The sequence below is a fragment of the Streptomyces sp. NPDC006193 genome (assembly GCF_040613915.1).
Lineage (GTDB): Bacteria > Actinomycetota > Actinomycetes > Streptomycetales > Streptomycetaceae > Streptomyces.
On sequence record NZ_JBEXTB010000013.1, the window covers coordinates 153441 to 164387 of the forward strand.

At 70.5% G+C, this 10947-nt stretch carries 4 protein-coding genes, 1 tRNA gene and 2 rRNA genes; 1 reads left to right on the forward strand and 6 read right to left on the reverse strand.

Features of this window, described 5'->3' with window-relative positions; genetic code table 11:
- Positions 1–99: 99 nt before the first annotated feature.
- Entirely contained in the window at positions 100–777 is a 678-nt protein-coding gene (locus ABZ261_RS15405; protein ID WP_356859245.1) for a response regulator, read from the reverse strand.
- Between the two features lie 282 nt (positions 778–1059).
- Entirely contained in the window at positions 1060–6516 is a 5457-nt protein-coding gene (locus tag ABZ261_RS15410) for a HAMP domain-containing protein (protein ID WP_356859247.1), read from the reverse strand.
- Between the two features lie 410 nt (positions 6517–6926).
- Here ABZ261_RS15410 and ABZ261_RS15415 point away from each other — a divergent pair, with 410 nt between their 5' ends.
- Positions 6927–9686 (forward strand): SpoIIE family protein phosphatase, encoded by a 2760-nt coding sequence (locus tag ABZ261_RS15415; protein ID WP_356859249.1) that lies wholly within the window; start codon positions 6927–6929, stop codon positions 9684–9686.
- Positions 9687–9722: 36 nt separating this feature from the next.
- Here the strand turns inward: ABZ261_RS15415 and ABZ261_RS15420 are convergent.
- From ABZ261_RS15420 to ABZ261_RS15435, 4 genes are all read right to left on the reverse strand, one after another.
- Positions 9723–9798, reverse strand: a tRNA-Thr gene (locus tag ABZ261_RS15420).
- Between the two features lie 85 nt (positions 9799–9883).
- Positions 9884–10546 (reverse strand): DegT/DnrJ/EryC1/StrS family aminotransferase, encoded by a 663-nt coding sequence (locus ABZ261_RS15425; protein WP_356859263.1) that lies wholly within the window; start codon positions 10544–10546, stop codon positions 9884–9886.
- A gap of 114 nt (positions 10547–10660) precedes the next feature.
- A 5S ribosomal RNA gene (gene rrf, locus ABZ261_RS15430) occupies positions 10661–10777 on the reverse strand.
- 70 nt (positions 10778–10847) lie between these two features.
- A 23S ribosomal RNA gene (locus tag ABZ261_RS15435) occupies positions 10848–10947 on the reverse strand; the annotation flags it as partial.

The window sequence follows — 10947 nt, forward strand, 5'->3', positions numbered from 1 at the left end:
ACTGCGGACACGTGTGCCCACGGCTTCACCCGTTCGTGTCGTGCCGGGAGAGGCGCCGAACTGACGCGGCCTCACCGCCCCGTGGTGTCCGGGCGCGTGTCAGGTCTGCGACGGCACCGACGCGCCGCCGCCCGTGCCCGGCTCCAGGGCGTCGAGCGCACGGCGCAGCCCGGTCAGCTTGCGCTCCAGATGGGCCGCCGTGGCCACCGCCGCCGCGTCCGCGGAGTCGTCGTCCAGCTGCTTGGACAGCGCCTCGGCCTGCTCCTCGACGGCCGCGAGCCGCGCGGACAGCTCGGCGAGCAGCCCGGCCGACTCCTTGCCGGCCTCCCCGCCCTTGCCGCCGCCCTCCAACTGGAGCCGCAGCAGCGCGGCCTGCTCGCGCAGCTGGCAGTTCTTCATGTACAGCTCGACGAAGACGGAGACCTTCGCGCGCAGCACCCACGGGTCGAACGGCTTGGAGATGTAGTCCACCGCGCCGGCCGCGTAGCCCCGGAAGGTGTGGTGCGGTCCGTGGTTGATCGCTGTGAGGAAGATGATCGGGATGTCCCGGGTCCGCTCGCGCCGCTTGATGTGCGCGGCCGTCTCGAAACCGTCCATGCCAGGCATCTGGACATCCAGCAGAATGACCGCGAAATCGTCCGTGAGCAGCGCTTTGAGCGCTTCCTCCCCGCTCGATGCCCGCACCAGCGTCTGATCGAGCGCAGAGAGGATGGCCTCCAGCGCCAGCAGATTCTCCGGCCGGTCATCGACCAGGAGGATCTTGGCCTTCTGCACCATGGCCCGCCCTCCTCGCCCCGGCGGTACACCGGGTGCCGCCCCAGGGGACGACTCCCTTTCGCCGCCCGTCCTTGTGCCGGTCATCGTAGCCGCACCCCGCCCGTCGCCACACCCTGTCACCGCGATGTCACTGTGCACGAAGCGGGAACGCGGCGGGACGCCGGATGGTTCCCGGAATCCGGCATTCCCGCGTGTCCCGGCTCCCATCATGCCGGAACTCCCCGCACCGGCCCGGAGTTCCCCCGGAGCCCGCCCCCAGTCCTGTGACGTACCTCGCCGTGCTCACTCGCCCCGCATCCACTGGCCCATCACCGACAGCAGGTGGTCGGGGTCGACGGGCTTCGTGACGTAGTCGGAGGCGCCCGACTCGATCGCCTTCTCCCGGTCGCCCTTCATCGCCTTGGCGGTGAGCGCGATGATCGGCAGCCCCGCGAACTGCGGCATCCTGCGGATCGCGGTGGTCGTCGCGTACCCGTCCATCTCGGGCATCATGATGTCCATCAGCACCACCGCCACATCGTCGTGCTGCTCCAGCACCTCGATGCCCTCGCGGCCGTTCTCCGCGTACAGCACCGAGAGCCCGTGCTGCTCCAGGACGCTGGTGAGCGCGAAGACGTTGCGGATGTCGTCGTCGACGATCAGCACCTTCTCGCCGCCGAACCGCATCCCCCGGCCCTGCTGCGACGCGCTCTCCTGCTCCGGGACCGCCCACTGCTCGGTCCGCTGCCCCTCCTCCGGCAGGCTCCGCCGGCGGCGCCTGAAGAGGGCCGCCGCGCCGTTCTGCGTCTCCTGGTACGACTTCACCTCGGCCGGTGTCTCGATCTCCACGGCCGACAGCTCCGAGGACCGGTGCGCCTCCGAGGCGACCAGGTCGCCGGCCTCCAGCGCGGGCGCGGTCTGCTGGTAGCCCTGCGGCGGCAGCTCGCTCGGGTACAGCGGCAGGTACAGCGTGAACGTCGACCCGCGGCCCGGTTCGCTCTGCGCGTGGATCTCACCGCCGAGCAGCTGCGCGATCTCGCGCGAGATCGACAGGCCGAGCCCGGTGCCGCCGTACTTGCGGCTGGTCGTGCCGTCCGCCTGCTTGAACGCCTCGAAGATCACCCGCATCTTGCCGGCCGCGATGCCGATGCCGGTGTCGGTCACCGAGAATGCGATCAGCTCGCCGTCCGGATCGGTCAGCGAACCCGCCTCCATCAGCTGCTCCCGGATGGACGCCGGGACGTCCGCGCCGGCGGGCCGGATCACCAGCTCCACCGACCCCGAGTCGGTGAACTTCACCGCGTTGGACAGCAGGTTGCGCAGCACCTGCAGCAGCCGCTGCTCGTCGGTGTGCAGGGTCGCCGGCAGCTCCGGGGAGACCCGCACCGACAGGTCCAGGCCCTTCTCCGCGGTCAGCGGACGGAAGGTGGCCTCCACGTAGTCCACGAGCTGGACGAGCGCGATGCGCGTCGGGGAGACGTCCATCTTGCCCGCCTCGACCTTCGACAGGTCCAGGATGTCGTTGATCAGCTGGAGCAGGTCCGAACCGGCGCCGTGGATCGTCTCGGCGAACTCCACCTGCTTCGGCGAGAGGTTGCCCTCGGCGTTGTCGGCGAGCAGCTTGGCCAGGATCAGCAGCGAGTTCAGCGGGGTGCGCAGCTCGTGCGACATGTTGGCGAGGAACTCGCTCTTGTACCGCATCGACACCGCGAGCTGCTCGGCACGCTCCTCCAGGACCTGCCGGGCCTCCTCGATCTCGGTGTTCTTCACCTCGATGTCCCGGTTCTGCCGGGCCAGCAGCTCCGCCTTCTCCTCCAGCTCCGCGTTGGAGGCCTGCAGCGCCTTCTGCCGGTTCTCCAACTCGGCCGACCGCTCGCGCAGTTGCTCGGTCAGCAGCTGCGACTGCTTCAGCAGCTGCTCCGTCTTGGTGTTGACCGAGATGGTGTTCACGCTCGTCGCGATCATCTCGGCGATCTGGTTCAGGAAGTCCTTCTGGATCTGCGTGAACGGGGTGAACGACGCCAGCTCGATCACCCCGAGCACCTTGCCCTCGAACAGCACCGGCAGCACGATCACCTGCGCGGGCGGGGCCTCGCCGAGCCCGGAGGAGATCTTCAGGTAGCCGCTGGGCGCCCGGTCCACCAGGATGGTGCGCTTCTCCTTGGCGGCCGTGCCGATCAGCGCCTCCCCGGGCCGGAACGACGTCGGCATGGAGCCCATCGAGTAGCCGTACGAGCCCAGCATCCGCAGCTCGTAGTCGTCGTCGCCGTCCCCGACGTCCTTGCCCTCCAGCAGCGGCATCGCCAGGAAGAACGCGCCGTGCTGGGCGGAGACCACCGGCGTCAGCTCGCTCATGATCAGCGAGGCGACGTCCTCCAGGTCCCGGCGGCCCTGCATGAGGGCGGAGATGCGGGCCAGGTTGCCCTTCAGCCAGTCCTGCTCCTTGTTGGCGATCGTGGTGTCGCGCAGGTTGGCGATCATCTTGTTGATGTAGTCCTGCAGTTCCTGGATCTCGCCGGACGCGTCCACGTCGATCTTCAGGTTGAGGTCGCCGCGGGTCACCGCGGTCGCCACGCGCGCGATGGCGCGCACCTGCCGGGTCAGGTTCCCGGCCATCTCGTTCACCGACTCGGTCAGGTCCCGCCAGGTGCCGTCGACGTCCCGCACGCGAGCCTGGCCGCCGAGCTGCCCCTCCGTGCCCACCTCGCGGGCCACGCGGGTGACCTCCTCGGCGAAGCTGGAGAGCTGGTCGACCATCGTGTTGATCGTCGTCTTCAGCTCGAGGATCTCACCGCGGGCGTCGATGTCGATCTTCTTCGTCAGGTCGCCCTTGGCGATCGCCGTGGTCACCATGGCGATGTTGCGGACCTGGCCGGTCAGGTTGGACGCCATCTGGTTCACCGACTCGGTGAGGTCCTTCCAGGTGCCGGCCACACCGGGCACGTGCGCCTGACCGCCCAGGATGCCGTCCGTGCCCACCTCGCGGGCCACCTTGGTGACCTGGTCGGCGAACGAGCTCAGGGTCTTGACCATGGTGTTGATGGTGTCGGCGAGCTGCGCGACCTCGCCGCGCGCCTCGATGGTCACCTGCCGCGTCAGGTCGCCGTTGGCGACGGCCGCCGCCACCTGGGAGATGTTCCGCACCTGCATGGTCAGGTTGTTGGCCATCAGGTTGACGTTGTTGCTGAGGTCCTTCCAGATGCCGGTGACGCCCGGCACGTGCGCCTGCCCGCCGAGGATGCCCTCGGTGCCCACCTCGCGGGCCACCCGGGTCACCTGCTCGGCGAAGCTCGACAGCTGGTCCACCATCGTGTTGACCGTCGTGACGAGTTCGAGGATCTCGCCCTTCGCGTCCACGGTGATCTTCTTCGACAGGTCGCCCTTGGCGACCGCCGTGGTGACCTCGGCGATGTTGCGCACCTGGATGGTCAGGTTGTTCGCCATGAAGTTGACGGACTGCGTGAGGTCCTTCCAGGTGCCGGAGACGCCCTGCACCTCGGCCTGACCGCCGAGGATGCCCTCCGTGCCCACCTCGCGGGCCACCCGGGTGACCTCCTGGGCGAACGACGAGAGCTGGTCCACCATCGTGTTCAGGGTGTTCTTCAGCTCCAGGATCTCCCCGCGCGCGTCCACGGTGATCTTCTGGGACAGGTCGCCGCGCGCCACGGCCGTGGCGACCTGCGCGATGTTGCGCACCTGCGCGGTGAGGTTGCCGGCCATGCCGTTCACGGAGTCCGTCAGGTCCCGCCACACGCCGGCGACTCCCGGCACCTGCGCCTGCCCGCCGAGGCGGCCCTCCGTGCCCACGTCCCGCGCGACCCGGGTCACCTGGTCGGCGAAGGCCGACAGCTGATCGACCATCGTGTTGATCGTGTTCTTCAGCTCGAGGATCTCGCCGCGCGCGTCGACGTCGATCTTCTGCGACAGGTCGCCGCGGGCCACGGCCGTCGTCACCTGGGCGATCTGCCGCACCTGGGACGTCAGGTTGCCGGCCATGAAGTTGACGGAGTCCGTCAGCTCCTTCCAGGTGCCCGAGACGCCGTCCACCCGCGCCTGGCCCCCGAGGCGGCCCTCCGTGCCCACGTCCCGGGCCATCCGCGTGACCTGGTCGGCGAACGACGACAGCTGGTCCACCATCGTGTTCACGGTGTTCTTCAGCTGGAGCATCTCGCCGGAGACGTCCACGGTGACCTTCTGGGAGAGGTCGCCGTTGGCCACCGCCGTGGTCACCTGGGCGATGTTGCGCACCTGGCCGGTGAGGTTGCGGAACGCGGTGTTGACGGAGTCCGTCAGGTCCTTCCACGTGCCGGCCGCGCCCGGCACCTGCGCCTGGCCGCCCAGCTCGCCCTCGACACCGATCTCCCGCGCGACCCTCGTCACCTCGGCGCCGAACGCCGACAGCTGGTCCACCATCCCGTTGACGGTGTTCTTCAGCTCCAGCATCTCGCCGGCCACGTCCACGGTGACCTTCTGCGACAGGTCGCCGCTGGCCACGGCCGTCGTCACGGCGGCGATGTCGCGCACCTGCGTGGTCAGGTTCCGGAAGACCGTGTTGACGGAGTCCGTCAGGTCCTTCCACGTGCCGGCCGCGCCCGGCACGTTCGCCTGCCCGCCGAGCCGGCCCTCCGCACCGACCTCGTTCGCCACCCGCGTGACCTCGTCCGCGAAGATCCGCAGCGTCTCGGTCATCTGGTTGATCGTCTCGGCGAGCTGCGCCACCTCGCCGCGCGCCGGCACGGTCACCTTCTGCGACAGGTCGCCGTTGGCGACCGCCGTCGTCACCTGCGAGATGCCGCGCACCTGCGCGGTCAGGTTGCCCGCCATCGTGTTGACGGAGTCGGTCAGTTCCTTCCACACGCCGGCCACGCCGGGCACCTGCGCCTGGCCGCCCAGGATGCCCTCGGTGCCCACCTCCCGGGCGACGCGGGTCACCTCGGAGGAGAAGGCGGACAGCTGCTCCACCATCGTGTTGACGGTGTTCTTCAGCTCCAGCATCTCGCCGGCCACGTGGACGGTGACCTTGCGGGAGAGGTCGCCCCGGGCCACCGCCGTCGTCACCAGGGCGATGTCGCGCACCTGGGCGGTCAGCCGGTTCGCCATCGTGTTGACGGACTCCGTCAGGTCCTTCCAGGAACCGGACATGCCGCGCACCCGGGCCTGCCCGCCGAGCTTGCCCTCGGTGCCCACCTCGATGGCGACGCGCGTGACCTCGTCCGTGAACGTCGACAGCTGGTCGACCAGGTTGTTGACGGTACGGCCGACCTTCAGGAACTCACCCCGCAGCGGATGCCCCGGACCGCCGTCCGGCCCCTGCGTCCGCAGCTCCATCCGCGGCGACAGATCGCCCTCGGCGACCGCGGTGAGCACCCGGCCGACCTCGGAGACCGGCCAGACGAGGTCGTCCACCAGCGCGTTGGAGTTGTCGATGGCGGCCGCCCAGGACCCCTCGCAGGCCCCGGTCTCCAGCCGCTCCGTGAGCTTCCCCTCACGCCCCACCATCCGCCGCACCCGCGACAGCTCGCCCGTGAGGTGCAGATTCCGGTCCGCCACCTCGTTGAAGACGGCCGCGATCTCCGACATCACGCCGTCCCCGGCCACGGTGAGCCGCTTGCGGAAGTTGCCGTCGCGCATCGCCACGAGAGCCGCCAGCAGCCGGTTCAGGGCGGCCGTGTCCACCTCGGTGGTCCCGCCGCTCCTGCCCAGGGACGGTCCGCCCTTCGCGCGCGTCCTCGTGCCCCGCGTCGCCGCGCCAGACTCCACTGTGTCCCTCCCGGAGGGGTAGACCGTCACTGCCGTGCTCGGCCGCGCCGGCCCGGCGTGCCGGTCGTCGGCCTACCGGTTGCTTCCGCGTACCGGTTGCTTCTGCGTACATCTGCCGGACGCAGGTCCGGCCTCTCGAGGGGCTGCTGCCCGCCGCACCCGGAACGCACGCAGCCCGGCCCGACCTCCATCACAAGCCTGCCCAGTGTTTCACCCCTGCCCAACCAGGCCATAACAGTTCGGCAGCTTCGCACATCGTCCGCGCACCGTGGGGGGTGAACACCGGCGACCGGCATCCGCTCGGACGGGGAAGGTAAGTAACCTTGCATGCGGCTGTCCAGCCGCACCGGTCCCACCGGCCTGGGCGGTGGCACCAGTACGAGCGGGCATCGGAGGGGCGGCCGCAGACCATGACCACCGGACTGATCCCCGGGGGACAGCCCCCGGAGCCACAGCCGACGGGCGAGCGGGTGCCGCAGCAGCGGCGCGAGCCGCCCGTCCAGGCAGCCCTGCACGTCGACGACCGGCCGAGGAGTTCTGTGATCACCGCGCGCGCGGCTGCCAGTTTCGAGCCCGTCGGGCGATCCGTCGCGACCGCCCGGTCCTTCGTCCGCGACACCCTCCACGGCTGGGGCTTCGCCGACATCGTCGACGACGCCGTGGTCCTCACCAGCGAGCTGGTGACCAACGCGGTCGTCCACGCCGGCACGCACGCGGAGGTGCTGTGCCTGCGCACCGAGGACGGTGTGCGCATCGAGGTCTCCGACCGCTATCCGGAGCGCGAGGTCCCCCTCCAGAGCACCGCCGTCGCCATGAGCAGCCCGGACCGCGAGGGCGGCCGCGGTCTGCAGCTGTGCGCGGCGCTCGCCGCCCGCTGGGGCGTGGACTACACGCCCACCCACAAGAACGTCTGGTTCCAGCTCGACCTGCCCGAGCGCCCGGTCGGCACCCGCGCCGCCGGCCCCGCCCTGCCCGCCGATCTCCTCCCGCTGGCCGACGGCCGCGTCCGCGTCGCGGTCCTCCAGGTGGACCCGAAGGGCACCGTCAGCGCCTGGAACGAGGACGCCGAGGAGCTGTTCGGCCACCCGGCGGGCGAGGCCATCGGCAAGCCGCTCACCGAGCTGGCGGCCTGGCCGCACACCCCGGGCACCGGCACCGGCATCGCCGAGGCCCTCCAGCTCTCCCGCTGGGAGGGCACCTACGGCATCCGCGGCGCCGACGGCCGGGTGATCCAGGTGTATGCCTCCCACCTCAGGGTCCGGGACACCGGAGGCGAGCCCTCCACGGTCTGTCTGCTGGTCCGGGACCACGAACGCGCCGTCCTGCAGACGCCGTCCCGCGGCCCGGCCACCGACCAGACCCAGTCCGCGGACGGGCAGAGCGCCGATCCCTTCGAGGTGTTCATCGGCTCGCCCGCCCCGGACGACCTCGACGGCCTGCTGCAGCGCACGGTGGAACGCGCCCGCGACATGCTCGACGGGGACTCCGCGTTCCTGCTGCTCGCCACCGACGACGAGACGGAGCTGGAGGTCCGCGCCTCCACGGGTCTGCCGTCCGCCCGCCAGCGCTTCGCCCGCGTGCCGGTCGAGGCGGGCCCCGGCCGCTACGGCTCGGCCCGCATGCCCGCCGTCCACGACGACCTCGCCGCCGTCCCCGGGGCCGTGCCGCTGCTCGCCGACACCGGCATGCGCTCGGTGGTCACGGTCCCGCTGAAGGTCGAGGGCCGCCTCACCGGCTCCCTCGGCGTCGCCGCGGAGGCGCCCGGCCGCTACTCCAACGAGGAGGCGCTGCGCCTTCAGTTCGCCGCCGACCGCATCGCGCTCGCGGTCGAGTCGGCCCGCCTCGGCGAGCTGGAGCGGCTGCGCCGCGGCTCGCTGAGCTTCCTCGTCGAGGCCTCGGACCTGCTGGCCGGCACCCTGGACCGGGACCAGACGCTGGCGCTGATGGCGCAGATGACGGTCCCGACCCTGGCGACCTGGTGCGCGGTGTACACGATCGCCGACCAGGCCTCCGAGCCGTACCTGTCGTACGTCCTGCACGAGGACGAGGAACTCATCGACGGCATCAAGTCGCTGCTGTCGAAGATCCCGCCGCCGGATCCGGTGCCGACGCCCGGCGCCCGCGTCTGGACGGCCCCGGCCGAGGTCGCGCACCAGGCCGCGCTGCGCGGCTCGATGCGCAGCCTTGGCCTGTCCGGCGGCGCCACCCCGCACGCGGCCTCCGCGATCGGCCCGACGCTCGCGACGGCCTCCGCGGTCGGCGGGGAGACGGTCGTGCTGCCCCTCGTCGCCCGCAACCGCGTCATCGGCATGCTGACCCTGGGCAAACCCGCCGACGAGCACTTCCGCCAGGAGATCCTGGAGCTGGCCGAGGACCTCAGCCGCCGGGCCGCCCTCGCCCTGGACAACGCCCGCCTGTACTCGGAGCGCACGGCCATCAGCCAGTCCCTCCAGCGCAGCCTGCTCCCGCCGGGCCTGCCGCAGATCGACGGTGTCGAGGTGGAGGTCATCTACCGCGCCGCCGGCGAGGGCAACGAGGTCGGCGGTGACTTCTACGACCTCTTCCCGATCCGCGACGGCGCCTACGGTTTCGCCATCGGCGACGTCCAGGGCACCGGCCCGGAGGCCGCGGCGGTCACGGGTCTGGCCCGGCACGCGCTCCGGCTGCTCGCCCGTGAGGGTTTCAGCGGTCCGGCGGTGCTGGAGCGTCTGAACGCCGCCATCCTCGACGAGGGCACCCGCAGCCGGTTCCTGACGCTGCTGTACGGCGAGTTGTGGCCGCAGGAGGACGGCAGCGCACTGCTGAAGGTGGTCTGCGCCGGGCACCCGCTGCCGCTGCGGCTGCGTCAGGACGGCACGGTGGAGGCGGCCGCCGAGCCGCAGCCGCTCCTCGGCGTCATCGAGGACCTGGAGCTGTACGAGCAGACGGTTGCACTCGACCCGGGCGACGTGCTGCTCTGCGTCACGGACGGGGTCACCGAACGCCGGGAGGGCAGGCGCATGCTGGGCGACGACGGCCTCGCCGACGTTCTCACCACGTGCACGGGCCTGACGGCGGGCGCGGTCGCGGCACGGATCATGCGGGCCGTCGAGCGCTTCGCGTCCGAGCCTCTCTCCGACGACATGGCCATTCTCGCGATGCGGGTGCCGGAGATCCCCACGGAGGCATGAGAAAAGGCCCCGCCCGGAAGGGCGGGGCCTTTCTTTTGGAGCCCCCAAACGGAATCGAACCGTTGACCTTCTCCTTACCATGGAGACGCTCTGCCGACTGAGCTATAGGGGCCGGTCGTTTTTCGAGGTTTCCCTCGCGGCGACGAAGAAACTGTACCCCGAAGAGGCCCGGGTTCCCAAATTCGTTCGGCACCCGCTCAGAAGGCGGGCTGGAGCAGTCCTCCCAGTGCGTTGCAGGCGGAGACGATCCGCTGCATCTCACGCTTCGTCAGTGACGCGTCCACGGGCAGCGCGAGCGTCTCGTCGGCGGCGCGTTCGGTCTCCGGGAGCGACACCCACCGGCGGTACTCCGGCAGCCGGTGCACGGGCGTCTTCACCGGCACCCGGCAGTCGACTCCCCTGGCCCGTACGGCCCGTGCGAAGGCGTCCCGGTCCGGTCGGCCGTTCCCCGGCACCCTGACGACGTACTGCTGATAGGTGTGCCCGTCCCCGCCGTCCGGTGTCCGTACGCCCCTCAGTCTGGCGTCGAGGTAGGCGGCACGCTCCCGGCGCCGGGCGGTCTCGTCGAGCGGCGCGTGGGCCTCGCCGTGCTCCAGCACGAGCAGCCCGTGCCGCTGCCCCAGCGCGTGCAGCCGCCCCAGGTCGGCGCGCCGCCCGAAGCGGTGGACGGCAACGACGGCCGCGGTGCGGGCAGTTATCGCGGCCTGGACCGCGTCGGGATCGACGCAGTAGGTCGCCGGTTCTATGTCGGCGAACACCGGAACCGCGCCGGCCAGGGTCACCGCCTCGGCCACCTCGACGTTCCCGAAGGCCGGTACGACGACCTCGTCGCCGGCTCCGACGCCGGCGGCCCTGAGCATTGCAGCAGTTGCCATGTGCTGGATGCTGGGCGCGCAACGTGAACGACACGTTACGCGGAACAGAAAAAGGTCGGACCCCGAACCGAAGTTCAGGATCCGACCTTTTCAATGATTGTTCGGCGGCGTCCTACTCTCCCACAGGGTCCCCCCTGCAGTACCATCGGCGCTGTGAGGCTTAGCTTCCGGGTTCGGAATGTAACCGGGCGTTTCCCTCACGCTATAACCACCGAAACACTATGAAACAAACAACAACCGAAGGCTGTTCGTGGTTTCAGAACCAACACAGTGGACGCGAGCAACTGAGGACAAGCCCTCGGCCTATTAGTACCGGTCACCTCCACACGTTACCGTGCTTCCAGATCCGGCCTATCAACCCAGTCGTCTACTGGGAGCCTTACCCC